Below are 26,905 nucleotides of genomic sequence, written 5' to 3'. Positions count from 1 at the left end.
CGGGAGAGGACGGGGTCAGGGGTGTGGGTGTAAATCGTCCGCGGCCGACCGGGTGCGGGCGCGCGCCTGGAGGAAGACGTCCACCGCCTGGCTGCGGTCGCCCGCGTCGGAGGTGCGGTAGGCCCAGGGGACGGGCGTCCAGTACGGGCCCAGCGCGTCAAACACCCGGGCGGCGTCCGGGAACCGGAGCGCGCCCCACAGGGCGTGGGCGAGGTGGTTCAGGTCCAGCAGGGAGCGCTCGGCAGGACGGCTGAGTTCGAACCAGGAGCGGAACGCCTGTCGTGCCTCGCGGGTGGCGTCCTCCGCCACCCAGTGCAGATCGAGCGCGGCGTCCCGCCCGCCCGAGCGGCGGTAGCGCTCCACCCGCACATACAGCGGCAGGACGTGCAGCGCGGAGCCCGGGGGCGCCGAGTCCGCGGCCCAGTGCGCATACCCGGACGCCTCCGCCAGCCGCCCGCCCGCGCCGCGCCCGTAGAGGAACTGCAGCATCCGGTGGTGGGCCTCGCGGTTGTACGGGTCACGCTTGTCGGCCTCCGCCAGCAGCCCCCACGGGCCCGGCGGCAGCATCGGCTCGGGTGGTCCGCAGCGGTGCTCGGACCAGCGCCGGTCCCGGTCCAGCTGGGCCAGCGCCAGCAGGCACACCCAGGGGACCGGGTCGTGCGGTGCGGTGTGCGTCGCCGTCTCGCACGCCTGCCAGGCCTCCTTCCACAGTTCGTGCGTACGGCGGTGTTCCTCGCGGTGGGCTCGCAGGGCGCGTTCCACGGTGACCCGAGCGTGCATCACGGCGGCCGGGATGCTGTGCGGCTCCTCGGACAGCCAGGTCCGCACCACGTCGGTGCCGGCCGCGGCGGCCGCGAGGATCTGGGTGCGCTGCGTCCACTGCCACCACTCCCCGGTCTCCAGCAGAAGACCGCGCATCGCCATCCAGCGGCCGGTGCGCAGCTCCTGGAGGGCGGCGCGCAGCGCGGAGTCATGGCCGGCGGGATCGTAGGCGGGGCGTGCTCCTTCTCTGGCCATCAGTCGCCCGCCCCCGGAAGAGGGCAGGTCGGGAGGGCAGGGGGGAGTAACAACAGCCTTCCTCCGGGCGGCAGTTGAGGAGTCGCGCGGTCGGCGTCACTATAGAGGCGGTGCTTCCGCATCGCTGTCGGTTTGCTGATCCTTTCGAACTCCTTTGCGGGGATGGCCGGTTGGTCGCGCGTCTCCCTTTGCCTGCTTGACGGGCCGTGCGGAGCGGCGGCAGGCTGGCGCACGGTGATCGCCCAGGGCTTCGATGGGATTCGCCGGGCTTCGATCGGCTTCGACGGGAGAGGTGCGATGACAGGTCCGGTCCTCGCCGTCGACCAGGGCACCTCCGGCACCAAGGCCCTGGTGATCTGCCCCGAACGCGGCGTCCTCGGCACCGGCTTCGCCGCCGTACGGCCCCGTCATCTGCCCGGCGGTCTTGTCGAGGTCGACCCCGGCGAGCTGTACGCCTCCGTCGTCGAGGCCGCGGACCGGGCCCTGGCCGAGGCACGGGAGCCGGTCACCGCGGTGGGCCTCGCCAACCAGGGCGAGACCGTCCTCGCCTGGGACCCGGACACCGGCCGCCCGCTGACCGACGCGCTGGTCTGGCAGGACCGCCGCGCCGAGAGCGTGTGCGCCGAACTCACCGATCACGCCGAGGAGTTGCGGGAGCTGACCGGGCTGCCGCTCGACCCGTACTTCGCCGCGCCCAAAATGGCGTGGATACGACGGCACCTGACCGCCGACGGAGTCGTCACCACCTCCGACGCCTGGCTGGTGCACCGGCTCACCGGCGCGTACGTCACCGACGCGGCCACCGCGGGCCGCACCCAACTGCTCGACCTCGACCGCACGTCCTGGTCACCCCGAGCCCTTGACCTCTACGGGCTGTCCGGCGAACGCCTCCCCGAAGTCGTCGACGTCGCCGGACCGGTGGGCACGACCACCGCCTTCGGCCACGCCATCCCGCTCACCGGCCTCGTCGTCGACCAGCAGGCCGCCCTGCTCGCCCAGCGCGTCACCGAACCCGGCGGCGCCAAGTGCACCTACGGAACAGGGGCGTTCCTGCTCGCCCACACCGGCGACACACCGCGCCGGGGCACCTCCGGGCTGGTCAGCTGCGTCGCCTGGCGCCTCGGCGGACACACCAGTTACTGCCTCGACGGCCAGGTGTACACGGCCGCGTCCGCCGTACGCTGGCTCACCGACCTGGGCGTCATCAAGGGCGCCACGGACCTTGACCCGGTGGGCGGTTCGGCGCCCGACAGCGGCGGCGTCACCTTCGTCCCGGCGCTGGCCGGACTCGCCGCTCCCTGGTGGCGGGGCGACCTGCGTGGCTCGCTCACCGGACTCGGCCTCGACACCACCGCCGGGCACCTGGTGCGCGCCCTGTGCGAGGGCATCGCCGCGCAGGTCACGGAGCTCGCCGAAGCCGCCGCGCTCGATCTGGGCGAGCCCCTCTCGGTACTCCGCGTCGACGGCGGCCTGACCCGCTCCGCCCTCCTCATGCAGACCCAGGCCGACCTGCTGCAACGCCCCGTCGAGGTGTCCGCGCTGCCCGACGCGACCGCACTCGGCGTGGGCGCGCTGGCCCGGCTGGGCACCGAGCCGGGCCTGACGGTCGCCGAAGCGCTGCCCGACTGGAAACCGTCGTCCGTGTACGAGCCACGCATCAGCGCGGACGAGGCCGCCGCACGCCTCGCGGGGTTCCGCCGGGAAGTCGCGGCGCTGCTCGATCGGGGGCCGACGTGAGCGGATGCGCTCCGCGGGGTGGGGCGATTGGCCGTCGAGCGTCTGCGGGACCGTTGGGGCTGGTCGCGCAGTTCCCCGCGCCCCTTCGGGGCACGGCCGAACCGCTGCCTTCAGTGACGTACGACGTCGCGATCGTCGGCGCCGGTGTCGTCGGGTGTGCCATCGCCCGCGCACTCTCGCGCCACCCCCACCTCCGCGTCGCCCTCGTGGAGGCCCGTGACGACGTCGGTGACGCGACCTCGAAGGCCAACACCGCGATCCTGCACACCGGGTTCGACGCGTCGCCCGGCTCCCTCGAAGCCCGGCTCGTACGTGAGGGCTCACGTCAACTCGCCGCGTACGCGGCCGAGTCCGGCATCCCCGTCGAAACGACCGGCGCCCTCCTCGTCGCGTGGGACCAGGAACAGCTCGCCGCGCTACCCCGACTCGTCGAGAAGGCCGAACGCAACGACTACCACGACACCAGCATCGTCGGCCCGACGGACCTCTACGACCGCGAACCGCACCTCGGCCCCGGAGCGCTCGGCGCCCTGCACGTGCCGGGCGAGAGCATCATCTGCCCCTGGACGACGACACTCGCCTACGCCACCCAGGCCGTCCGGCACGGAGTAGACCTGCACCTCAACTGCCGTGTGGAGGAGGTGAATCGGCAGGACGACACGCACGTCCTAGGCACCTCCCGGGGCACCCTACGCACCCGTTGGCTGGTCAACGCCGCCGGACTGCACGCCGACACACTCGACCGGCAGCTCGGCCACGACGACTTCACCGTCACCCCGCGCCGCGGCCAGCTGATCGTCTTCGACAAGTTCGCCCGCGGCCTGGTCGGCCACATCCTGCTGCCCGTCCCCACCGCGCTCGGCAAGGGCGTGCTGGTCGCCCCCACCGTCTACGGCAACGTGCTCCTCGGCCCCACCGCCGAGGACCTGGACGACAAGCGGGCCACGCACTCCACCGCGGACGGGCTTCAGCTGCTGCGCGACAAGGGCCGACGCATCCTGCCCGAACTGCTCGACGAGGAGGTCACCGCCGTCTACGCCGGGCTGCGCGCCGCCACCGAGCACGACGACTACCGCATCCGCGCCCACCCGGGGCAGTCCTACGTCACGGTCGGCGGCATCCGCTCCACCGGCCTCACCGCCTCGCTCGCCATCGCCGCCCACGTCACCGGCCTGCTCACCGACACCGGCCTCGACCCGGGCCCGGCACGGGAGTTGGAACCGGTGCGCATGCCGAACCTCGGCGAGACCTTCCCCCGCCCGCACCAGCGGCCCGACCTCATCGCCGCCGACCCCGAGTACGGCACCCTCGTCTGCCACTGCGAGCACGTCTCCCGCGGCGAGATCCGCGACGCCCTCGCCAGTACGATCCCGCCCCGCAGCCTCGACGGACTGCGCCGCCGGACCCGGGCCACGGCGGGCCGCTGCCAGGGCTTCTACTGCGGTGCGGCCGTACGGGCGCTGTTCGAGGGAGCCGGCGCATGACGTCCGGGCGCCGGATCGATGTCCTGGTCGTCGGCGCGGGCCCCGCCGGACTCGCGGCCGCCGCCCGTCTCGCCACCGCCGGCGCGGGCCACGTCGAGGTGCTGGAGCGAGAGCAGCAGGCGGGAGGCGTACCCCGGCACTGCGCGCACGGCGGCTTCGGCACGCTGCCGCGTCCGCGGACCGGACCGGCGTACGCCCGTCTGCTCACCGACGCGGCGACCAGAGCCGGAGCGGTCGTACGGACCGGCGTGACCGCCCTCGACTGGACCGGCCCGCTCACGCTCACCGCGGTCGGCCCGAACGGACCGGAGACGATCACCGCACGGGCGATCGTGCTGGCCACCGGCGCCCGCGAACGCCCGCGCAGCGCACGCCTGGTGCCCGGCACCCGGCCCGCCGGCGTCTACACCACCGGCGAACTCCAGCAGGCAGTCCACCTCTACCGGCAGCGGATCGGCACCCGGGCGGTCGTGGTCGGCGCGGAAGACGTCTCGTACGCCGCCGCCGACACCGCACGGGTCGCGGGAGCCGACGTCGTAGCCATGGTCACGGAACTCCCGCGCGCCCGGACCGCACCCGCCCGCGCCCAGAACGCCCGCCTCCGCCGCGGCATCCCGCTCCTCACCGGCACCACGATCACCGAACTCCTCGGCAACGGACGCCTGTCCGGCGTCCGGATACGCCACCGAGACGGCCGTACGGCAGTGCTGCCCTGCGACACGATCATCTTCACCGGCGACTTCATACCCGACCACGAACTCGCCCGGCGCGGAGGAGTACCGCTCGACCCCGGCACCCGCGGACCCGCCGTCGACGGAGCGCTGCGCACGCTACGCCCGGGCGTCTTCGCCGTCGGCAGTGTGCTGCACCCCGTGGAGAGCGCGGGCACGGCGGCCCGCGAGGGCACGCATGCGGCAACCGCCGTCCAGGCGTGGCTCGCGGGGGAGGCATGGTCCGAAGGCGTCCCCCTAGTGGTCGACCCGCCCCTGCACTGGATCGCCCCGAACCGCGTCACCCCAACCGACCGCCTCCGATACGTCCTGCGCGCGACGGCCCCGCTCACCCGCCCGACCCTTCACGTCACGCAGGACGGCCGGACCCTGCACCGAGCTGCGGTCCTCCTGAACCGCCAACTGACCCTCACCGCACGCTGGACCCACCGAGTCGACCCGAAGGGCGGCCCGGTACGGGTGAGCGTGCGGTGCGGCAGCGCCCCTTAAGGGGCGCGGGGCTGTATCTATTTGCGGCTCCGCCGCGTGGGCGCGACCAGCCACAACGAGCCCGCAGACGCAAGACGGCCCATAGCGGCGCTACATCAGATGACCTTCATCCGCACAAGCGCCCCCAACGTCAACGCCCCCGGCAGGATCGGCACCCAAACGGTGATGATCCGGTAGGCGAGCACCACGGCCGTAGCGACAGCGACCGGCCCGCCCGCCGCGACCAGCGCGACGATCAGCGCGGCCTCGACGGAACCGATACCGCCCGGCGTCGGTATCAGCGCGACCGCGACCGTCGCCGCCAGATACGCGACCACCATGTACGCGGGCGGCACCGGCAGCCCCAACGCCAGCCCCACCGCGACCAGTCCGGCCGCCTGCAGGGCGGGGAAGGCCAACGAGCCGCCCCACAGGGCCACAGCCCGCCAGGGCCGGGTGTGCACGGCCCGCGCCTCGCCCAGCGCGGTCCGCAGGAAGGTGAAGACGACGGTGCGCAGCTTCCGTACGAGCAGCAGGGCCAGCAGCGCGACGGCGGCCACCACGCCGACGCCGGTCAGCAACGGTCCCGCCACGCCGTCCGGCAGGAGCGAACCGAGCTGCAGCGCATGCGGGAAGGCGATCAGCAGGGCCGCCAGCATGCCCACGCGGGCGATCGACTCCGCCAGCAGATAGAGCGCGACCGCGGCCGACGAGCGGGCCAGCGGAACGCCGCACACCGCCATGAACCGCAGATTGACCGCGCTGGCCCCGAGACCGGTCGGCAGCAGATGGTTGGCGGCGCCCGCCGCGAACTGCGTGGCCAGCAGCCGCCGTACCGGAAGCCGCTCGACGAGCGCGCCCTGCCGGGCGGCGGACGCGGCGACCCAGGTGCCGCAGGTGGCCGCGCCAGCGGCCAGCAGCCACGGCCACTCGGCGTGGCGCAGGTGTCCGAAGCCCTCCACGAGCACGGACCAGTGGCGCACGGCGACCCACAGCACGAGCGCGAGCGGGACCAGCATCAGTATCTGCCGGTACGGGAGGCGCTTGAGGCCTCGGGGAAGACGCACGACCATCACATCGTGAGAGGTTCTCCACGCCAGGACAACGGCAGGTTGCGGGCGCGGGGACGGAGGCTGACACCCCGGGCACGGCCTCGCATCCATCGTGTGCCCGGACGGTGCCGATTCGGCGTTGACCTCAAGGATGGTTGAGGGCCTACGGTCCCTGTCATGAGTATGGAGATCACAGCCTGGACACAGCTGCAGAGTGTCATGAGCGCCCAGCAGGAGCGCCGTCCCCTCGCCCGCGCGACGCTGCGCCGCATAGGCGCGTTCGCCCGCCCGCACCGTGTGCGCATCATTCGCTTCGTGGGTCTCGGGGTGCTCACGGCCCTGCTCGCCGTCGCCACCCCCGTCCTGGCCGGCTACATCGTGGACGCGATCGTGACGGGCGACGACGAGGGAACCGTCGTACGCCTCGCGCTCCTCATCGCGCTCATCGCGGTCGTCGAGGCGGCACTCGGCATCCTCGGCAGACGGCTTTCGGCCACCCTCGGGGAGGGGCTCATCCTCGATCTGCGGACGGCTGTGTTCGATCATGTGCAGCGCATGCCGGTCGCGTTCTTCACACGCACGCGTACGGGGGCGCTGGTCAGCCGTCTCAACAATGATGTGATCGGCGCGCAGCGGGCGTTCAGCAACACCCTGTCCGGCGTGGTCAGCAACGTCGTCACGCTCCTTCTCACCCTCGCGGTCATGCTCACCCTGTCCTGGCAGATCACACTGCTCTCGCTCGTCCTGCTCCCGGTGTTCGTCGTGCCCGCGCGGCGGATGGGCAGCCGCATGGCCCGGATGCAGCGGGAGGCGGCGACGCTCAACGCGGCGATGGGCACCCGGATGACCGAGCGGTTCTCGGCGCCGGGCGCCACCCTGGTCAAGCTCTTCGGCCGCCCCGAGGAGGAGTCCGAGGAGTTCGCGGCCCGTGCCCGCCGGGTCCGGGACATCGGCGTACGGACGGCCACGGCCCAGTCGGCGTTCATCACCGCCCTCACCCTGGTGTCGGCCCTCGCACTCGCGCTGGTCTACGGCCTCGGCGGCTGGTTCGCCCTGCGCGGCACGCTGGAGCCGGGCGCCGTCGTCGCGCTGGCACTGCTGCTGACCCGCCTCTACGCACCGCTGACCGCCCTCGCCGGCGCCCGCGTCGAGGTGATGAGCGCCCTGGTCAGCTTCGAGCGGGTCTTCGAAGTCCTCGACCTGAAGCCGCTGATCGAGGACAAACCGGACGCCCGGCAGGTGCCCGACGGCCCGGTCGCCGTCACCTTCGAGAACGTCCGCTTCGCCTACCCCTCCGCCGACAAGGTCTCCCTGGCCTCCCTGGAAGAGGTGGCCTCGCTCGACACTCGCGGCGGCGACGAGGTCCTGCACGGCATCTCCTTCCGCGCCGAACCCGGTCAGACCGTCGCACTCGTCGGCTCCTCCGGCGCCGGAAAGTCCACGATCGCCCAACTGCTGCCGCGCCTGTACGACGTCGACGAGGGCGCCGTACGCATCGGCGGCGTCGACGTCCGTGACCTGACCGCCGACTCCCTGCGCTCCACCCTCGGCATGGTCACGCAGGACGGCCACCTCTTCCACGACACCGTCCGCGCCAACCTCCTCCTCGCCGCCCCCACCGCGACCGAGGACGACCTGTGGGACGCCCTGCGCCGCGCCCGCCTGGCCGATCTCGTACGTTCCCTGCCCGACGGCCTCGACACAGTCGTCGGCGAGCGTGGCTACCGCCTCTCCGGCGGCGAACGCCAGCGCATGACCATCGCCCGGCTCCTGCTGGCCCGCCAGCGCGTCGTCATCCTCGACGAGGCCACCGCCCACCTGGACAACACGTCCGAGGCGGCCGTCCAGGAAGCGCTGACGGAGGCCCTGGAAGGCCGAACCGCCGTCGTCATCGCCCACCGGCTGTCCACGGTGCGGGCGGCAGACCTGATCCTGGTCGTCGAGGCGGGGCACATCGTGGAACGCGGCACGCACGAGCAGCTGTTGGCAAAGGGGGGACGGTACGCGGAGCTGTACCGGACCCAGTTCGAGTCGGGTGATGTGGCGCCCGTGGACGCAACCGGTGATGTTGTAATGAGCGTCCGGCTGTAGTGCCACGCTGAGCAGGGGGACGAAACGATCATGGAGAACTTGCGGCCGGGCGATCCCGGGCAGGTCGGGGAATACCGGTTGCTCCGACGGCTCGGAGCCGGGGGCATGGGACAGGTGTTCCTCGGTCGGTCGCAGCGCGGGCGCACGGTCGCCGTGAAGCTGGTCCATGCGCAGTTGGCGTACGACGCGGAGTTCCGCAGCCGATTCCGCGCGGAGGTGGCCGCGGCGCGAAGGGTGGGCGGGGAGTGGACGGCTCCGGTCCTGGACGCCGACACCGAGGCGGACACGCCCTGGGTCGCCACCGGGTATGTCGCCGGCCCCACATTGCACCAGGCGGTGACCGAGATCAGCGGGCCGCTGCCGGAGCGGTCGGTGTGGCACCTGGCCGCCGGTCTGGCGCGTGCGCTGCAGAGCATCCACGGCTGCGGACTGGTGCACCGGGACCTCAAGCCGTCGAACGTCATGCTGACGGTCAACGGTCCCCGGGTGATCGACTTCGGTGTCGCGCGTGCGGCGGACGCGAGCGTGCTGACCCGTACCGGTGCGATGGTCGGCTCTCCCGGCTACATGTCGCCCGAGCAGATCCTGGGCCGCGAGATCACCGGGCTGAGCGACGTGTTCAGCCTCGGCCTGGTGCTGGTGTTCGCCGCTACGGGCCGACAGGCATTCGGTGGCCCGGACAGCGGCGCCCACGCGCTCATGCTGCGGGCGACCGAGGACGACCCGGACCTGTCGGGGATGCCCGGGCCGCTCGCCGAGTTGGTGGGACGGTGTCTCGCCAAGCGGCCCGAGGACCGGATTCCGCTGCCCGAGATCCTGGCGACGGCAGAGGCGGCCACGGCTGATGCCCGCTCGGACGCGTGGCTTCCGGGCGACCTGATGGCGGAGCTCGGCCGGCACGCCGCCGGCCTCCTCGACCTCGAGGAGCCGCCGCCGACCCAGGTGGACAACCCGGCCGCGGGCCGGGGCGGGGACAGCGTGCACGCCCTGCCGACCATGCAGGGCGGGCGCGTCCCGCCTCCGCCGCCGGGCACTCCGACGCCGGTACCGATGCCTCCGGTGCCCACGCCGACCTCGACACCCATGCCGCCGATGCCGACACCACGGATGACGGTGACCACACCACCGATGCCGCCGGTACCGGGCGGCCGTCGCAAGAGCCGGGTCGGCCCCGTGCTCGCCGTGGCCGCCGTCGCCGTACTCGCCATCGTCCTGGCCGTGCGGCTTCCCGGCGGAGGGAACGAGGACTCGGCCAACTCGGGGGCGTCCGGGGCGGGTTCCTCCACGAAGTCCCCGAAGGCGTCCCCTGCCGACTACAAGGGCAAGTGGACCGGGAACGTGCGCGAGACGGACGGCGGCCTCTACTCGATCAAGGTGAACTACACGGGCGGGAAGCTCAGCGATCAGGTGGCCACCGTCGAATACCCGTCGCTGGACTGCAGCGGCCGGTGGATCCTCACCATGGACACCGGGAATGCGGTACAGGTCCGAGAGGAAATCACCGAGGAGAGCAGCCCGTTGAACTGCGTTGACGAGGTCGACATCGTCCTGACCCCCGCGGACGACGGCAGCCTGGGCTACGAGGTGACGAGTGTGGGGGACACCGGAACGCTGCGGCGCGGCAACTGACGTCAGTCCGGCAGCGGGAGTGGAGGAAGCTGCTGGTACTCGGACCGGCCCCGGTTCAGCACGGAGATCGTCGCGGCGGTCAGCCATGGCACGGTCGGCCCGGCCAACCGCATCGGCTCCCACTGCTGGTAGTCGGTGAACAGCGCCCACTGTTCGAGCACGGGAAGAAAGCTGATGATCTCGTGGTGCCGCACCGTCACCCAACGGTTCTCGGCCGCGACATGCAGCAGCATGCGACGGTCGGTGAGGATCGCGCGGCAGGGGGAGAAGTCGCGCCATTGCGCCTGAGCCATCGCCTGCGCCCGGTTGCGGGCGCTGCTGTTGGCGAGCGCGTCTCCGACCAGCCCGGCGGCGACGAACATCGGTGACCCGAAGTAGAAGCCCGAGCGCTGGTTGTAGGTCACATTCGTGCCGTAGAAGCGCGAGTAGTCCGCCGATACGTCGCCGTACGCGATCTCACCGACTTCGAGCAGCACGCCTGGAGTGGGGATCGGAGCCAACTCCCCTCCGCTGCTCAGATGCCGGTGCAGAGAACACGCGGCCTCCCAGCCCTGCTGATGAAGGGCACGCAGCTGATCGTCACCTGAATTCGGCCGTGCCAATGCCCCTCGCCCCCACTGCGACCCAGAACGGGTGGATCTCCGTTCGCCCACATGATGCCAGGTGACGACGGGCCGGGAGGGCGAGCTGTCGGGCTGCGTCGGGTGATCGTTGTGTGTGTGGGGGCGGCGATCGGTGCCGCGGCGCGATGTTGTGCCTTGTGTTAGTGTCATGCGTTTGCGTGGTCGTCGCGGTGGGTCCTGCCGGGCCTTCCTCGGTACGTCCCCCTGCGGAAGGCAGTTGATGAAGCATCCCGACGACTTCGGCATCGCTCACGGCGGTCCCACCCGCTCAGCGGCCACGACTCCCGCGCTGCCCTCAGCCGTCTCCTTCGCCGGCTTGGAACTGCCGGTGGAGGTGCTGCGGACACTGAGCGGACTCGGGGTGCGCGAACCCTTTCCGATCCAGGCCGCCACACTGCCTGATGCCCTGAAGGGGCGAGACGTCCTGGGACGCGGGCGCACCGGTTCGGGCAAGACGCTCGCCTTCGGCCTGCCGCTGCTGACACGTACGGCAGGGCGGCGCGCCGAACCGAAGCAGCCCCGCGCTCTGATCCTTGTGCCCACACGAGAGCTGGCCCAACAGGTCACCCAGGCGCTGGCGCCGTACGCCGAGGCACTGCGGCTGCGGATGGCCACGGTCGTCGGCGGCATCTCGATCGGCCGGCAGGTCGCCGCGCTGCGCGAGGGAGCCGAGGTGGTCGTCGCCACCCCCGGACGCCTGCACGACCTGATCGAGCGCAAGGCCTGCCGCTTGGGACAGGTAAGGATCACCGTCCTGGACGAGGCCGACCAGATGTGCGACCTGGGATTCCTGCCGCAGGTCGCCGACGTGCTCGATCAGGTGCACCCTGACGGTCAGCGGATGCTCTTCTCGGCCACTCTGGATCGCGACGTGGATCAGCTCGTCCACCGCTATCTCCACGACCCCGTCGTCCACTCGGTCGACCCGTCCGCGGGCACCGTCTCGACGATGGAGCACCACGTTCTGGTCGTCCACGGCCCCGACCGCTACGCCGTCACCACGGAGATCGCCGCCCGCGACGGCCGCGTACTGCTGTTCCTCGACACCAAGCACGCCGTCGACCAGCTCACCCGGCATCTGCGGGCCAGCGGGGTGCACGCCGGGGCCCTGCACAGCGACAAGTCCCAGCCACAGCGCACACGGACCCTGGCACAGTTCAAGAACGGCCAGCTCACCGTTCTGGTGGCGACCAATGTCGCGGCCCGTGGCCTGCACGTCGACGACCTCGATCTCGTGGTCAACGTCGACCCGCCCACCGACCCCAAGGACTACGTGCACCGGGCCGGCCGCACCGCCCGCGCCGGTGAGTCCGGCCGCGTGGTCACGCTCGTGGTGTCGGCTCAGCGCCGCGAGACGAGCCGCGTACTGGCCGACGCCGGCATCGAGCCGACCGTCACCAAGGTGCGCTCGGGCGAGGCGGAACTGAGCCGGATCACCGGCGCCAAGGCGCCCTCCGGCACCCCGCTCGACGGCGGGCCCGCCGTCCCCCGGCCCAAGAACACCAACGCTCCCTTCCGCGGTCTCGGCACCAGCAAGGACACCTCCCGCGGCGCCGGCGGCAAGTCCCGAAAGGCCGGTGAGGCCCGCAAGCTCGCCGAGGCCCGCAAGGCCGCCCACGTGCGTCGCAACGGTTGAGAGCCGCTGCCCTGTCAGTTGCCGGTGCCCCGCACCGCGCCCGGCATGACAAGCTGTGCTGGCCCACCCCCGAACCCAGGAGGTCACCATGACCGCAGAGCCCGTAACCCCGGAAGGTTCGGAGTCGGTTGACCCCGAGACGTCCCCTCCGGCGCCGGACAGCGACGGCAACGACGACCTCAAGCGCAAGTTCCGTGAAGCCCTGGCGCGCAAGCGCGGTGCGCAGGCGGACGCGGCCGATGTCGCCGCCAACCCGAATGCGTCGAAGGTCCGCGCGGCCCACGGCCCGGCCGCGAGCCAGCGTTCGTTCAGGCGCAAGAGCGGCGGCTGAGTCGCACCGCCTCGCTCGCTCGATCGGCTGTCAGAGGTCGTCAGGGAGCAGCCGGAAGGAGCGCCGCCGGGGCAACGTTCATCGCGTCCACGAGACCCATCCCCGCACCGCCATCCGCGTCGACGTACCTACGCAACCTGGACGGTTCTCACGTCACAGCAGGTGAAGTCCACCGCCAGCCAGAAGCAACCCTGCAACCCGGAGTGGCCTCGGTGGCCATCGGCCACCCGCAGTGGCTCCGAACCCAGGCGCTCACGGGCCCGAAACAGCGGCGACATTGCACATGGGCCGCCTTGTACCGAGGCGCGGTACAAGGCGGCCCATATGCCGAATCAGCTGGTGCGAGGGTCAGACGACCTTGGCGGACTCCCGCTCGTCCTCGGGGTCCCCGCTGCCCACGGCAGCCTGGGCTTTGCGGCTCCGGACGAAGTCCAGGAAGGAGTTGAGCTCGCGCTTGACCACAGGGGCCAGTAGGTAGAGCCCGATGATGTTGAAGACCGACAGGAGGAAGAGCGCCGAGTCGGCCAGGCTGATCAGTGTGTCGAGGGAGAGCAGGGAGCCCGCGACGACGAACAGGCTCCAGGTGGCCTTGAAGACCGTCTCGCTGGTCCGGCTCTTGCCGAAGAGGTACGTCCACGCCTTGAGGCCGTAGTAGCCCCAGGTCAGGATCGTGGAGAAGGCGAACAGCAGCACCGCGACGGTCAGCAGGTTCGGGAACCAGGGCAGTACGGTCTCGAAGGCGTCGGAGGTGATGGTGACGCCGCCGATGTCCTCGCCCGCACGGGCCTCGGCCCAGCTGGCCGGGTTGGCGATGGCGATGGTCAGCGCGGTCATGGTGCAGATGATGACCGTGTCGATGAACGGCTCCAGCAGGGCGACCAGGCCCTCGCTCGCGGGGTGCTTGGTCTTGACCGCGGAGTGGGCGATCGGGGCCGAGCCCAGACCGGCCTCGTTGGAGAAGGCGGCGCGCTGGAAGCCGACGATCAGGGCGCCGATCACACCGCCCGCGACGCCTTCGGCCTCGAAGGCGCCCTGGATGATGCCCTGGACCGCGTCGGGTACCGCGGTGACGTTCACGATGATGACGGCCAGGCACGCCACGATGTACATGCCGGCCATGGCCGGGACCAGCTTGCTGGTGACCGAGGCGATGGAGCGGATACCGCCGAGCAGGACGAGGCCGACCAGCGCGGCGACCACCAGGCCGAAGAGGACGGCACCGGCGGAGGAGGCCATGAAGCCGTCCTCGCCACCGAAGGTCGAAGCGACCTGCGCGTAGCTCTGGTTGGTCTGGAACAGGTTGCCGCCGAACAGGCCGAAGAAGAGGATCATGATGGAGGCCAGGACGGCGAGCACCTTGCCGAACCTGGCGCCACCGCTGCCGAAGCGCTCGGCGAGCCCCTTCGGCAGGTAGTGCATGGGACCACCGGAGACGGTGCCGTCCTCATGCTCCTCGCGGTACTTCACACCGAGGGTGACCTCGACGAACTTGCTCGCCATGCCGAGCAGACCGCACAGGATCATCCAGAAGGTGGCGCCGGGGCCGCCGATGGAGACGGCGACGGCGACACCGGCGATGTTGCCGAGGCCGACGGTGCCGGAGACGGCGGCGGTCAGCGCCTGGAAGTGGTTGACCTCGCCGGGCGAGCCCTCCTCGTCGTACTTGCCGCGTACGACGTCGATGGCGAGCTTGAACTTGCGTACCTGGATCAGCCCGAACCAGGTGGTGAAGATCAGGCCCGCGATCACGAGCCAGGCGACGATGAGGGGGAGGTCGGTGTCGCCGACGGGCACGGTGTAGAAGACGACATCGCCGACATGCTTGGCGACGGGTTCGAAGAAATCGCTGACGGCGTCGTCGATGGATGTGGTGACGGACTCGAGTGACATCTGGTCTACCTCGGTGGGGCGGGGCGTGCTGGCCTGGCGCAGCAGTGCGGGGACAGGTAAAGGGACGGTGCACGCATGGCAAAGGTCGTCCCATGAAGGAATTGGGAAGTCCTATCACGCTCACCACGCGGCCTCGAGTGACCCAAGTCGCACAAAGGCGCCCCTGTGGCACAAATCTCAGGGGCGGCAATGCGATCGTTATCGGGATTTGAGCGTCCGCTGAGGAACGCAGTGTGAAAACGGCTTGGCGTGAGCGCCTCCCTGAGACGAGAGACGATCTTGCTCTGCCGGCCTTCGGTCCGAGTTTCCTTGTCCCAGGGGTATCGCGGCTGTCCCGTATCGGGGTCCAATGGTGGGATTCAGGCCTTTCGCGCCCGCATCGGTCAGAAGAGGCACGCAATGGATCCATGGCTGATCTGGTTGATCACCGCAGCTGTGCTGGCTGGGGCGGAGATCTTCACCCTGACCGCTGCGCTCGGAATGCTGAGTGCGGCCGCGTTGGTGACGGCGGGGTCTGCCGCGGTCGGGCTGCCGTTGCCGTTCCAGTTCCTGGTGTTCACCATCGTCGCCACGGTCACCGTGGTGTTCGTGCGCCCCATTGCGGTGCGCCATGTGCTCCAGCCCCAAGTGGCGCGATTCGGTGTGGACGCACTCGTCGGCAAGCCTGCCCAGGTCGTTGCGGAGGTGACGGGCCTGGGCGGCAGGGTCCGCATCGACGGTGAGGAGTGGACGGCCCGCGCCTACGACGAGACGCTGGTGATTCCTGCCGGCAAGACCGTCGACGTCATGGAGATAAGCGGCGCCACCGCGATCGTCTACCCACGGGATTGAAACCATGGACGCGTTCTTGATTGCCGGCCTGATCGTCGCGCTGATCGCGGTGTTCACCGTGGTGCGGGCGGTCCGTATCGTGCCCCAGGCGCGCGCTCGTAATGTCGAGCGGCTCGGCCGCTACCATCGGACCCTGAATCCCGGCCTCAGTCTCGTGATCCCCTATATCGACCGCGTTCATCCGGTGATCGATCTGCGGGAGCAGGTTGTCTCCTTCAAGCCGCAGCCGGTGATCACCGAGGACAATCTGGTCGTCGAGATCGATACCGTCCTGTATTTCCAGGTCACCGACCCGCGAGCGGCTTTTTATGAGATCGCGAATTTCCTTCAGGCGGTGGAGCAGCTCACCGTTACCACCTTGCGCAACGTCGTGGGATCCATGGACCTGGAGAAGACGCTCACCTCGCGGGACACCATCAACAGTCAGCTTCGCGGGGTGCTGGACGAGGCCACCGGAAAGTGGGGACTGAGGGTCAACCGGGTGGAGATCAAGGCCATCGACCCTCCGCAGTCCATCAAGGACGCGATGCAGAAGCAGATGCGGGCCGAGCGGGACAAGCGGGCCGCGATTCTGGGGGCCGAGGGGCAGCGCCAGTCGCAGATCCTCACCGCCGAAGGCGACAAGCAGGCCGCGGTCCTGCGCGCGGAGGGCAACCGTACCGCTGCGATCCTCCAGGCCGAGGGCCGGTCCCGGGCCATCGACGAGGTGTTCCAGGCCGTGCATCGCAACGATCCCGACCCCAAGCTGCTCGCCTACGAGTACCTCCAGATGCTGCCCCAGCTCGCGCAGGGCTCGGGCAGCACCTTCTGGATGATCCCCAGCGAGGTCACCGCCGCGCTCCAGGGCGTGTCCCGTGCCTTCAGCGAGGTGCTCCCGCAGTCGCCGGCCACCCGCGAGAAGCCCTCGGACGACATGGTGGCCCAGGCCGCCAACGACAAGGCTCAGGCCGAGGAAGCCGCTGCCGCGGCCCTCGCCGACGCTGCCAAGGCCGAGGGCGTCGCCCCCGACGCCCTCCCGTCCAATCCTCCACGCTGACCAGGCGCGACAACCGGCGATCCTGAACGTCATCGGCCGACGTCGGACCGTGGTCGCCCCGTGCCGGTGACGGCGGGGCAACCGGTGACTCCTCTCCCGCACGGTTTCCCCGAGGCAGACCTCGGTCAGGGTGGCCCGCTGGATCTTGACCGGATGCTGATGGATCCTTGACGGAACATTGGCAAGCGGAGAGGGCGGGGAGTGACAGGGCGCGCGGGGCGGATGTGGCAGTCGCTGTTGGCGGCGCACCCTGCTCGTACGGTGGTCATGGGCTTCGCTGCCGTGATTCTGCTGGGGACGGTACTGCTGATGCTGCCCGTCGCCACCGAGGACGGGCGGAGCGCCGATGCGGTGACGGCGCTGTTCACGTCCACGTCCGCGGTGTGCGTGACGGGTCTGGTCGTGGTGGACACCGGCACGTACTGGAGCGGCTTCGGCGAGGGCGCGATCCTCGTGCTGTTCCAGATCGGTGGCTTCGGCATCATGACGATGGCCTCGCTGCTGGGGCTGCTGATCTCGGGGAAACTGCGGCTGCGGATGCAGCTGACCGCGCAGGCGGAGACCAAGAGCCTGGACATCGGCGACGTGCGGCGGGTGCTGCTCGGGGTCGCCGGTTGCACGCTCGCGGTGGAACTCGCCGTAGGCGCGCTCCTGGCACTGCGGCTGCGCTTCGGCTACAGCGAGTCCGTCTGGGATGCCGCGTATCTGGGGTTCTTCCATGCCGTGTCGGCGTTCAACAACGCCGGGTTCGGCCTGCACGCCGACAACCTCACGAAGTACGCGCAGGATCCGTGGGTGACGCTGCCCATCGCCGTGGCCGTGATTCTCGGCGGAATCGGTTTTCCCGTGCTGCTGGAGTTGCTGCGGCACCGCAAGCGGGCCCGCGCCACGGGTCGGCGTCGCTGGTCGCTGCACTTCCGGCTGACGGTGATCACCACCGCCGTGCTGCTGTTCACCGGGACGCTGCTGACATGCGTGCTGGAGTGGACGAACAACGACACGCTGGGCCCGTTCGACTGGCACAAGAAGATCCTGGCGGGCTTCTTCCACTCGGCGATGTCCCGAACGGCGGGGTTCAACAGTGTCGACATCGGAGCTATGACGGACGCGACCCTGCTGCTGACCTGCATGCTGATGTTCATCGGCGGCGGCAGCGCGGGCACCGCGGGGGGCATCAAGGTCAGCACGTTCGCGGTGCTGGGTGCGGCGATGTTCGCCGAGGTGCGTGGTGAGCCCACGTCCTCGGTGATGGGCCGCAGGCTCGCACCGCATGTGCTGCGGCAGGCGCTCACCGTGGCGCTGGCCGGTGTGGGCTTCGTGATGACGGCGACCCTCGCGCTGCTCGCCGTGGTCGACAAGCCCTTCGAGGAGGTGCTGTTCGAGTCGGTTTCGGCCTTCGGCACGGTGGGGCTGTCCACCGGCATCACCGCCGACCTGCCGACCGTCGGCCGGCTGATCGTCATCCTGCTCATGTTCGTCGGCCGGCTCGGCCCGGTCACCCTGGTTTCGGCGCTTGCCCTGCGCGAGCGGAAGCGCCGCTACGAGCTACCCGAGGAGCGACCCGTCATTGGCTAACTTTCTGCACTCGCTGCGTCGGCGCCGCCGCAAGCGCCTCGCGGAGCACGCTGCCGTCGGTCACGGTGACCGCCGCGTGGCCGTGATCGGTCTGGGCCGCTTCGGCAGCTCGCTGGCCCATGAGCTGATGCGGCGCGGGTGGGACGTTCTCGGCGTCGACACCGACGCCCACCTCGTCCAGAGGCTGAGCGACGACCTCACCCACACCGCGGTTGCCGACTGCACCGACCCCGAGGTGCTGCGCCAGCTCGGGGTACACGAGTTCAGCAGCGCTGTGGTCGGCATCGGCACCGACATCGAGGCCAGCATTCTGATCGCCTCCAATCTGATGGACGTGAACGTGCCCAACATCTGGGCCAAGGCCATCAGCCGCCAGCACGGCCAGATTCTCGAACGCCTCGGCGTGCACCACGTCGTGCTGCCCGAGCACGAGATGGGCGAGCGCGTCGCCCACCTGGTCACCGGTCGGATGCTCGACTTCATCGAGTTCGACGACGACTACGCCCTGGTGAAGACCGTCGCCCCCGCCGTCGCCACCGGCATGCCGCTCGGTGAGAGCCAGGTGCGCAGCAAGTACGGGGTGACGGTCGTGGGCATCAAGCGGCCGGGCGAGGGCTTCACGTACGCCACTGCCGAGACGGTCATAGAGAAAGGGGACGTCATCGTCGTCACCGGCAAGATCCACGATGTGGAGTCCTTCGCCGAACTCAGCTGACTGCACAGGCCGTACCGCTGCATGCTCTGCTGGTGCTGTGCGGCGCTGGTGGCTTGCCTTCCTTTTGGTCGCGGCGTTGCTGGGTACGGTGGTGCAACCCGGTCCCGTTCAGGAAGAACGTGACTGTGTTCTGTTGGATCGGGATGTGAAGAGCACGGCATCAAAGCCGAGTAAAGATTGCCGGAACAAGGCAATGTGCTGGGACTTGTCCCGGTGCGAACATGCGTTCAACCGGCACGAAGGCGTCGACGAGGGGTGGTGAACGAGGATGGCCTGGTTTCTCGGTCTGGGCATCGCGGGGGTCGTACTCCTCGTGTTGTCGCTCCTCTTCGACGGCGTCCTTGAGGGACTCTTCGACGGTGTCGACGTGCTGGACGGCCTGTTCGACGGGTGGCTGTCGCTTCCGGTCGTCGCCGGGTTCGTCTCCATGCTCGGCTTCTCCGGTGCGATCGCCATGGGCGCCACCGGGCTGGGCGCCGTCGGTGCCACCGTGATCGGCGTGCCGGCCGGATTCGGCACGGGCTGGCTCGCGTATCGCCTCAGCCGTGCCCTGATGAGCGACCGGTCCGGCGCCGCCCCGCGCGACGACGACCTGGTCGGTGTCTCGGGCTCCGTGGTCACCGCCATCCCGGCAGGCGGCTACGGCGAGGTACTGGTCCACCTGGCCGGCCAACCCGTGAAGCTCGCGGCGAAGAGTTCCGCCCCGGTGGCGCGAGGCACCGAGATCTGGGTGGAGGAGACCTTGTCGCATACGTCGGTCTCCGTACGCCTGGTGGAACGCTGACCGACCGCGTCGCCGTACACATCCGGCACCGAGCCCGCGGTGCCCCTTCGTCCACATGAACCCATCGATCTGCCGTCCCCTGGGAGGGCTGAGGGGAATTTGTCATGAGCCCAGTTGTCATCGCTGTGATCGGAGTCGTCGTACTCCTGGTCCTGCTCGGTCTTGTCGTGATCACCCGCTACAAGGTGGCCGGGCCCAGCGAGGCGTTCATCGTCACCGGGCGGCGCGGCAAGACGTCCACCGACCCGGAGACCGGCCGGATCTTCACCGACAACAGCGGCCAGAAGGTCGTGGTCGGCGGCGGTGTCTTCGTCGTGCCGTTCGTGCAGCAGAAGTTCACCCTCGACCTGTCCTCCCGGCACATCCCGGTCGCGGTGCGGGGCGCCGTCACGCTGCGCGGGGTCAAGGCTCACCTCGAAGGTGTCGCCATCGTCAAGGTCGGCGGCAGTGAGGACTCCATCCGTGCCGCGGCCCAGCGGTTTCTGATGCAGCAGAACGGCATTGTCGGCTTCACCCAGGAGGTGCTCTCCGGCGCGCTGCGTTCCATCGTGGGCCGGATGTCGGTCGAGGACATCATCCGGGACCGTGCCGCGTTCGCGGGGCAGGTCGCGGAGGAGGCCGAAGCGAGCCTGTCCGGGCAGGGCCTGGTGCTCGACGCCTTCCAGATCCAGGACATCACCACCGAGGGGTCCTACCTGGAGGACCTGGGCCGGCCCGAGGCCGCGCGTGCCAAGCAGGAGGCCGACATCGCGGAGGCGGTGGCCCGGCGTGCTTCCGAGCAGGCGCGGCTGAAGGCCGAGGAGGAGATCGCGATCGCCCAGCGGACGTTCGCGCTGAAGCAGGCCGAGATCAAGGCTGAAACGGATCAGGCGGCTGCCCAGGCGAACGCCGCGGGCCCGCTGGCCGAGGCCGCTCGGCAGCAGGATGTGTTGAGCGAGCAGGAGAAGGTGGCCCAGCGGCAGGCCGCGCTGACCGACCGCGAGCTGGACACCAAGGTCCGCAAGCCCGCCGACGCCGCGCGCTACCAGGCCGAGCAGGAGGCCGAGGCCCGGCGTATCGCCCTGGTCAAGCAGGCCGAGGCGGACGCCCAGCGGTCCCGGCTGACCGGTGAGGGCGAGAAGGCGCACCGCGCCGCGCTCGCCGACGCGGTCCGCATCGAGGGCGAGGCGGAGGCCGCCGCCATCGGTGCCAAGGGTGCCGCCGAGGCGGAAGCCATGCAGAAGAAGGCCGACGCATTCGCTCAGTACGGTGACGCGGCTGTGCTGCAGATGCTGGTCGAGGTGCTGCCGCAGGTGGTCGCCAAGGCGTCCGAGCCGCTCAGCGCCATCGACAAGATGACGGTGATCTCCACGGACGGCGCCAGCCAACTGTCGCGCACCGTCGCCGACAACGTCGCCCAGGGCGTCGAACTCCTCAGCTCCACCACCGGAGTCGATCTCGCCGAACTGCTGAAGAACATCACCCAGCGGGGCAGCGGTTCGCAGCCCGTGACCACGGCACCCGCCGAGGCCAACGGGAAGGTCGAAATCACCGGCTGACATCAGTACTGATCAGCGGAGCGAGCCCGGGCGGCCCTTGAGCTGCCCGGGCTCGTGGTCGCTGGGCGGCTCCCGGAAGGGGAGTGCGAGTGAGTTTCTGTGGCTCTGGCTGATCGCCCGGCGTGATGGTCACGCCGCACGACCGGAGAGGCACCCGGGATCCCGGCGGCACCCATGACCGGTACCGGCGGCGTCCGGCGCAAGGTACCCCTGTCCGGCGGCGCGGCCGGTCAGCCGGTCCGGCATCCCCACCGTGTGCCGACCCGCTCCGCATTGCACTCGTCGAGGTCGCTGCGTATGTATCGCGTCAATGATCTGGCCGACACCCGCAATACGTACGACGCTGAGCACAGGATCGTTTCCCGTAGATGAGGAGCCCGCCGTGCGCGCTCGTGACCTGGCGGTCGAATACGAAACGGTGAGCGTCGACAGCGACGCCATGGACGCGGCCCGGCTGATGGCCGAGCACAAGCTGCCCGGCCTGCTGGTACTGGACGAGCGGGGTGAGCCGAAGGCGATCCTGCCGGCCTCTCAGATGATCAAGGTGCTGGTGCCCGCCTACGTGATCGAGGACCCCACCCTCGCCGCGGTCGTCGACGAGAAGCACGCCGACCGGCTCTGCCAGGCACTGACGGGCCGTCGCGTCGGCGACGTCCTGTCCAGCAAGGCGGCCCCACCGCCGATCGCCGCCCCGGACGACACCGCTCTGGAGGTGGCCGCGCTGATGGCGCAGGTGCGCAGCCCGTTGGTGGCGGTGGCAGAGAAGGCGAAGGACGGTACTCATCTGCTCGGTGTGATCACAGCTTCCCACCTGCTGCACGAACTCCTCGGCGCAGCGGGAGTGGTGAGTCCCCAGTAGTCGCTTCCGGGGCGGCGCGCAGGGCTAATCCATGCCGGAGGCCCGGAGGATTCCGCGGCACGCATCGCCGTCGATCCGCCGCCCCAGCCGCTCCAGCACCGGCATGCCGCACCGCAGGGTCCCCTGCTGCACGGATCGGCGGACACCTTGATCCAGTTGGTGCCACAGCAACGGGTTGGCGATCAAGACCTGTGGATCCAGCATCAGCCGCCCGCCGGACGTATCCGTGAGAATCACCCGCTGGCTGACGCCTTCGGACATGCGCACCGTCACGAGGCGATCGGTGCGCACCCGGCGGTGGGTCACGAGCCCGCGTGCGTCGAGTCCGCCGTCAGCCGCACTCACCCGCGGCGGCGTCAGGATGATCAGGAGCAGCACGGCGAGCGCGGCCCACCATCCGGCGCGCACGGCGGTGAGCCGTACGAGCCCCCAGTCGAGCAGTACCAGTGCCCCGAAGAGCAACACGCCGCAGAGCACCGCGCTGCGTAACTCCCGTGCCCAGTAACGGTCATGGACCGTCCGGACGGCATCCGCACGTGGTGTACCGCCCACCAAGGCGCGCTTCTTGATGTGCCGTCCCATACGAGCCACATTAGGGACGGCACCGGTCCGTGTCTTCGGCTGTGACAAGCCCGGTTTCGCGCTGACCGGTCAACCGACGCCGCCGACCTCGAGTACGGCCACGACGTAGGCGCATAGGGCCCCCACCTGAGCGAGGAACACGAGCCCGGTGTGCAGGACGAGATGCCCGCGCCGCCCGGTCCCGAGGCAGACACGGGCCGCCCGGCGGCGGACGTGACGCCGAGCCGCACCCCGTGAGCGTCGCTGGCCCGGCGTTGGCGCCGCGGGCGGTAGCCTCAGCCGCCGGCGCGGCGACTGCCGGGGCCGAACGGAGCGCCGTTCGCCAAGTCCCGTTGTCGCGGCCCAGGTTCGTGGCGGAACAGCTTGGTGAGCGGACGTGCGAGAGCATGTGCCACTGACCAGGCGGCGAGCGCGGCCAGCGCGAGCAGCATGACACGGGCCAGGGCGGCGCCGAACCCCGTCACGCCGATCCGCTCCATCACGAGCATCCCGGCGAGGTTGATGAGCCAGCCGCTCACCGTGACGACGGAGGCGGCCACTGCGACCGGTGCTCCTCCGAACACCCTGGCCAGCGCCGGGGCGTCGGCATCGAAGTCGCGTACACCGGCCCGCCCCAGCAGGACCAGGAGCCAGAAGCCGAGCGCGACGACCAGAGCAGAGGTGAAGATGACGGTGGGGAACTGCGCGGCGGCGTCGATGACCTCCAAGGTCCCTCACCCCCAAGTCTCGCCGTAGTGTCCGGGCATCCGCGGCCGTTGCCGGGGCCGGGCACCAGGACACACCCGTGTGTGCGCCAAGGTCATTGTGAACTGGCGCTGTTCCACACCGCATTGCCGCGTTCCGGCACTCTTGACGCCTCGTTGATGCCGGACTGCGATACCCAGGGGCCGACCGAGTCGGCTGTGACCACGCGGCTCATGCGTCATGATCAGTCCCGGTCACGGCGGCGTGCGCTTTGCTGTCGCTGTCTCGTGGGTATCGGCATCGGGGGAGGGGCAAGGGGTGGGCCGACTCGTATACGGCGCCGCAGGGGATGGCCGGCGGACGTCACCCGCTCGGGCAGACGGGGGTCCATCTCGCGGCCAGGGCGGACAGGCGGGCATCGGGGGACGGAGGTGCGCACCATGAGGCGCGTGCCCTCGCTTCCCCACCAGACCCGGTACCCGGCGCTGCCGGGCCACATGGTGGTGTGCGGCGACGACGCCCTCGCCGAGCGCCTGGCCGCTGAACTGCGGGACTTGTACCGCACGCGGGTCACCGTCGTCGTACCGTCCCTGCCCGGTACCGCCGACACCGGGAACGGTACGGAGGGACGGGCGCGGGCCGCCGCCCTTCTCGCCCGGATGCAGGCGATCGTCAACCGGGCCGCCGCCGACTCGGAGGCCCGACAAGGCGTCCGCGTCCTTCAGGCGCCACTCCTCGACGAGGAGACGCTCGCCGAGGCCGGTATCGCGCGCGCCGACGCCCTCGCCCTCGTCCATGACGACGACGAGACCAACATCCGCGCCGCGCTCGCGGCCCGCCGTCTCAACCCCCGCCTGCGCCTGGTCATCCGGCTCTACGACCGCAAACTCGGCCAGCATCTGGCCGAATTGCTGGACCAGGCCGCCGCGGTCGCCTCACCCGGCCTCGACCTGGCCGCCCTGGACACCTCCACCACCGTCCTCTCGGACGCGGACACCGCGGCCCCCGCCCTGGCGGCCACGGCCGTAGCGGGCACCAGCAAGGTCGTGCAGGCGGACGGCCTGCTGCTGCGGGCCGTCGAGCGCACCCCACCAGGACGCGGCGAGGTCGCCGACCCCGGCCTGTGCACGCTCGCGCTGCTCTCCGCGACGGCCAACGACCCTGCGGGAGCGGAGGGTTCGGACGCCAGCGGCCAGGAAGGACCGCTACTGCTGCCGGACGACCGTACCGTCGCCGCTGCCGCCGGCCGTGGCACCGTCGTGCTGGAAACCGTCACGCACGACGGCCCCGAGCGCGTCCCGAGCCGCGGCCTGCCGCTGGGCTCGCTCTTCTCGCGCCGACTGCGCTGGTCCCTGGCCGGGCTCGTGCTGAGCGTCGTCGGTCTGGCGGTGGCGTCGTGGCTGACCACCGGTGACCACCCCCTGCACGCCGCCTACCTCACCCTCCTCGACCTCTTCGCCATCGGCGACCCGGCCCTCGGCGGTCCCACGGCCCGCCAGGTCCTCCAACTCCTGTCCGGGTTGACGGGACTGCTCCTGCTACCCGTGCTGCTCGCCGCCGTACTGGAAGGACTCGGCACCTTCCGCACCGCCTCCGCCCTGCGCCGCCCGCCGCGCGGTCTGTCCGGCCACGTCGTCCTGCTCGGGCTCGGCAAGGTCGGCACCCGCGTCCTGGCCCGGCTGTGCGAACTCGGCATCCCGGTGGTGTGCGTGGAGGAGGACCCCGAGGCACGCGGCATCCCGCTGGCGCGCAGACTGCACGTGCCCACGGTGATCGGCGACGTGACCCAGGAGGGCGTGCTGGAGGCCGCGAAGGTCCACCGCGCGCATGCCCTGCTGGCCGTGACCAGCAGCGACACCACCAACCTCGAAGCCGCCCTCTACGCCCGATCCGTACAGCCGGGCCTGCGTGTCTCACTGCGTCTGTACGACGACGCCTTCGCTCTCGCTGTCTACCGCACCCTGCGCGCCGCCCACCCCCGGGCTCTCACCCGCAGCCGCAGCGTGTCCACCCTCGCCGCACCCGCGTTCGCCGGGGCGATGATGGGCCGCCGGATCCTGGGCGCGATCCCCGTCGAGCGCCGAGTCCTCCTGTTCGCCGCGCTCGACGTGGCGGGGCATCCGCAGTTGGAGGGCCGCACGGTCGCCGAGTCGTTCCGCCCCGGTGCATGGCGCGTCCTGGCCATCGACTCCGCCGCCCCCGACGAACGCCTGCCCGACCTCGCGGCCTCACCGTCGTACGACGGCACCGAGCACCCCAGCGGTCTTCTCTGGGACCTGCACCCCGGCTACGTCCTGCGACCGCAGGACCGCGTCGTGCTGGCCGCCACCCGCCAGGGCCTGGCCGAACTCCTGGGTGCCGGCTCGGGGACCCGCCGACGCTGACTCCTGTGGGGCCAACGGACGGCTGGACGGCGCCGCGTCACTGTCGAACGTACTCACCACCGGCAAAAAGCGCTGCCGGCCTGGACCGTGTTCTGTGCGTCGGCTCAGTCTTTGCCGGGTCCCTCGTCGGCTGCGAGGAACAGCACGCCGAACAGGAGAAGCACCGTGCCGGTGAGGACGATCGCGTTCAGCCGTTCACCGAAGACCGCGATGCCGATGACCGCAGCTGTGAGCGGTTCCACCAGGGCAACTACGGAGGCCGTTGTCGCCCGTACGACGCCAAGGCCGGCGAAGAAGAGCGTGTACGCCAGCGCCGTCGGTGCCGCCCCCAAGTAGATCAACAGCCCCAGGGTCCATACCGCACGTTCCATGTCTGGCAGCAGGCCTTCCAGCAGAGCCATCGGCAGAAGGCAGACAGTGCCCACCGCGAAGCCGGTCACCGTCGACTCGAACGCACCACCAGTGTTCTTGCGGCCGGAAGCGCGTCCCAGCAGGGTCACGCCCGCGTAGCCGGCGGCGGAGAGCAGCGCGTATCCGATGCCCAGGACAGGGTCCGGGCCGGTGTTCCCATCGGCGCCCCCCATCAGCAGCACGAGGCCGACGACGCCGCTCGCCACGGCGGCGGTTCCGGCGGCGCCGGTGTGCTCGCCCAACATGAACCGGGCTCCGACCGAGACCAGCACAGGCCCCGAGCCGAGGGTCACGACCGTGGCCACGGTCAGCCCTGCCTGCTGCACGGAGGCGAAGTAGGCGGTCTGGTACACGGCCAGCCCGAAACCCGTGATCAGGGCCTGTCTCCTGTTTGCCGCGAACGTTTCGCGCAGCGAGGTGGCCGTCTCCGGCCGCCTGGACCGCCGGGCCAGGTGTGCTGCCAGGAGCAGCCCAAGTCCGGTCAGGAACCGCCAGAAGGAGACGGAGACCGGGCCGATTCCGCCGGCGTCGTAGAGTTCGGCGGCCACGGCGCCACCAGTGCCCCACGCTGTGGCCGCGATCGCGACGTAGAGAACACCCTGCCGGACGGACAGGGCAGTAGAGGACTGCAACTGAGATCTCCTCGATCGATTGCCATCACGTTGTCTTCGTGGGCAACCCGCACAGCCACCCCGGCAACCCCGGGATGGCTCTGCATGACCGCCCGCCTTAAGCGGCGGGCGGCGGAGGCGTCAGAAACAGCTGCATGCGATCACGCTACCCGGCGAGGGGCACGCGCCCCTTCGCGAGAGCTGTC

Annotated in this window: 22 protein-coding genes; 15 read left to right on the top strand and 7 right to left on the bottom strand. The window is 70.5% G+C overall.

The genetic code is table 11. The annotated features are described in order from the left end of the window. Positions 1 to 15: 15 nt before the first annotated feature. Complete coding sequence (locus OG828_RS05735; RefSeq protein ID WP_328500304.1) at positions 16 to 1,017, bottom strand: hypothetical protein; 1,002 nt, start codon at positions 1,015 to 1,017, stop codon at positions 16 to 18. Between the two features lie 297 nt (positions 1,018 to 1,314). Here OG828_RS05735 and OG828_RS05730 point away from each other — a divergent pair, with 297 nt between their 5' ends. From OG828_RS05730 to OG828_RS05720, 3 genes are all read left to right on the top strand, one after another. Then, on the top strand, positions 1,315 to 2,754 hold the full coding sequence (locus OG828_RS05730) for an FGGY family carbohydrate kinase (RefSeq protein ID WP_328500303.1): 1,440 nt from the start codon (positions 1,315 to 1,317) through the stop codon (positions 2,752 to 2,754). Positions 2,755 to 2,858: 104 nt separating this feature from the next. Further along, entirely contained in the window at positions 2,859 to 4,238 is a 1,380-nt protein-coding gene (locus OG828_RS05725) for an FAD-dependent oxidoreductase (RefSeq protein WP_443062492.1), read from the top strand. Further along, complete coding sequence (locus OG828_RS05720; protein WP_328500301.1) at positions 4,235 to 5,458, top strand: NAD(P)/FAD-dependent oxidoreductase; 1,224 nt, start codon at positions 4,235 to 4,237, stop codon at positions 5,456 to 5,458. Before OG828_RS05725 ends, OG828_RS05720 begins: the two co-directional genes overlap by 4 nt. A 95-nt stretch (positions 5,459 to 5,553) precedes the next feature. On the opposite strand, the gene OG828_RS05715 is transcribed toward OG828_RS05720, so the two are convergent. Then, positions 5,554 to 6,510, bottom strand: a complete 957-nt coding sequence (locus tag OG828_RS05715) for a lysylphosphatidylglycerol synthase transmembrane domain-containing protein (protein WP_328500300.1) — start codon at positions 6,508 to 6,510, stop codon at positions 5,554 to 5,556. A 162-nt stretch (positions 6,511 to 6,672) separates the two neighbouring features. On the opposite strand from OG828_RS05715, the gene OG828_RS05710 reads away from it, so the two are divergent. After that, positions 6,673 to 8,580 carry an ABC transporter ATP-binding protein gene (locus OG828_RS05710; RefSeq protein ID WP_328504808.1) on the top strand — a complete coding sequence of 636 codons (1,908 nt, stop codon included), beginning with the start codon at positions 6,673 to 6,675 and terminating at the stop codon, positions 8,578 to 8,580. Between the two features lie 30 nt (positions 8,581 to 8,610). Then, positions 8,611 to 10,209: a serine/threonine-protein kinase gene (locus OG828_RS05705; protein ID WP_328500299.1), complete on the top strand. Its 1,599-nt coding sequence runs from the start codon at positions 8,611 to 8,613 to the stop codon at positions 10,207 to 10,209. Positions 10,210 to 10,211: 2 nt separating this feature from the next. On the opposite strand, the gene OG828_RS05700 is transcribed toward OG828_RS05705, so the two are convergent. Continuing rightward, positions 10,212 to 10,685 (bottom strand): hypothetical protein, encoded by a 474-nt coding sequence (locus OG828_RS05700; RefSeq protein WP_210569534.1) that lies wholly within the window; start codon positions 10,683 to 10,685, stop codon positions 10,212 to 10,214. A 367-nt stretch (positions 10,686 to 11,052) separates the two neighbouring features. Here OG828_RS05700 and OG828_RS05695 point away from each other — a divergent pair, with 367 nt between their 5' ends. Then, a complete protein-coding gene (locus tag OG828_RS05695) occupies positions 11,053 to 12,468 on the top strand; it encodes a DEAD/DEAH box helicase (protein ID WP_328500298.1) in 1,416 nt (471 codons plus the stop codon). Between the two features lie 88 nt (positions 12,469 to 12,556). After that, complete coding sequence (locus OG828_RS05690) at positions 12,557 to 12,799, top strand: DUF5302 domain-containing protein (protein WP_328500297.1); 243 nt, start codon at positions 12,557 to 12,559, stop codon at positions 12,797 to 12,799. A 348-nt stretch (positions 12,800 to 13,147) separates the two neighbouring features. On the opposite strand, the gene OG828_RS05685 is transcribed toward OG828_RS05690, so the two are convergent. Continuing rightward, complete coding sequence (locus OG828_RS05685; protein ID WP_328436826.1) at positions 13,148 to 14,689, bottom strand: alanine/glycine:cation symporter family protein; 1,542 nt, start codon at positions 14,687 to 14,689, stop codon at positions 13,148 to 13,150. 399 nt (positions 14,690 to 15,088) lie between these two features. Between OG828_RS05685 and OG828_RS05680 the strand changes: the two genes are divergently transcribed. From OG828_RS05680 to OG828_RS05650, 7 genes are all read left to right on the top strand, one after another. Further along, a complete protein-coding gene (locus OG828_RS05680; protein ID WP_328436825.1) occupies positions 15,089 to 15,520 on the top strand; it encodes an NfeD family protein in 432 nt (143 codons plus the stop codon). A gap of 4 nt (positions 15,521 to 15,524) precedes the next feature. Continuing rightward, on the top strand, positions 15,525 to 16,556 hold the full coding sequence (locus OG828_RS05675; RefSeq protein WP_328350881.1) for an SPFH domain-containing protein: 1,032 nt from the start codon (positions 15,525 to 15,527) through the stop codon (positions 16,554 to 16,556). A gap of 201 nt (positions 16,557 to 16,757) precedes the next feature. Next, entirely contained in the window at positions 16,758 to 18,131 is a 1,374-nt protein-coding gene (locus tag OG828_RS05670) for a TrkH family potassium uptake protein (protein WP_328350878.1), read from the top strand. Further along, the gene (locus OG828_RS05665) at positions 18,124 to 18,846 is read left to right on the top strand and encodes a potassium channel family protein (RefSeq protein ID WP_328350875.1); all 723 of its coding nucleotides are present in this window, start codon (positions 18,124 to 18,126) and stop codon (positions 18,844 to 18,846) included. The genes OG828_RS05670 and OG828_RS05665 overlap by 8 nt, the downstream gene beginning before the upstream one ends. 268 nt (positions 18,847 to 19,114) lie before the next feature. After that, the gene (locus OG828_RS05660; RefSeq protein WP_328500296.1) at positions 19,115 to 19,630 is read left to right on the top strand and encodes a hypothetical protein; all 516 of its coding nucleotides are present in this window, start codon (positions 19,115 to 19,117) and stop codon (positions 19,628 to 19,630) included. A 104-nt stretch (positions 19,631 to 19,734) separates the two neighbouring features. After that, positions 19,735 to 21,168 (top strand): flotillin family protein, encoded by a 1,434-nt coding sequence (locus OG828_RS05655; RefSeq protein WP_328350868.1) that lies wholly within the window; start codon positions 19,735 to 19,737, stop codon positions 21,166 to 21,168. Positions 21,169 to 21,550: 382 nt separating this feature from the next. Continuing rightward, positions 21,551 to 22,027, top strand: coding sequence for a CBS domain-containing protein (locus tag OG828_RS05650; protein WP_328350865.1), 477 nt, complete (start codon positions 21,551 to 21,553; stop codon positions 22,025 to 22,027). A 24-nt stretch (positions 22,028 to 22,051) separates the two neighbouring features. On the opposite strand, the gene OG828_RS05645 is transcribed toward OG828_RS05650, so the two are convergent. After that, positions 22,052 to 22,609 (bottom strand): hypothetical protein, encoded by a 558-nt coding sequence (locus OG828_RS05645; protein ID WP_328436824.1) that lies wholly within the window; start codon positions 22,607 to 22,609, stop codon positions 22,052 to 22,054. A 275-nt stretch (positions 22,610 to 22,884) separates the two neighbouring features. Continuing rightward, positions 22,885 to 23,316: a hypothetical protein gene (locus tag OG828_RS05640; protein WP_328500295.1), complete on the bottom strand. Its 432-nt coding sequence runs from the start codon at positions 23,314 to 23,316 to the stop codon at positions 22,885 to 22,887. A gap of 417 nt (positions 23,317 to 23,733) precedes the next feature. On the opposite strand from OG828_RS05640, the gene OG828_RS05635 reads away from it, so the two are divergent. Continuing rightward, a complete protein-coding gene (locus tag OG828_RS05635; RefSeq protein ID WP_443062373.1) occupies positions 23,734 to 25,677 on the top strand; it encodes an NAD-binding protein in 1,944 nt (647 codons plus the stop codon). A gap of 104 nt (positions 25,678 to 25,781) precedes the next feature. On the opposite strand, the gene OG828_RS05630 is transcribed toward OG828_RS05635, so the two are convergent. Beyond that, complete coding sequence (locus OG828_RS05630; protein WP_328350851.1) at positions 25,782 to 26,720, bottom strand: DMT family transporter; 939 nt, start codon at positions 26,718 to 26,720, stop codon at positions 25,782 to 25,784. Positions 26,721 to 26,905: the final 185 nt, after the last annotated feature.

The organism is Streptomyces sp. NBC_00457 (assembly GCF_036014015.1).
Taxonomy (GTDB): domain Bacteria; phylum Actinomycetota; class Actinomycetes; order Streptomycetales; family Streptomycetaceae; genus Streptomyces.
Note: the sequence above shows the minus strand (reverse complement) of the source record. Positions and strands in the feature narration are given on the sequence as shown.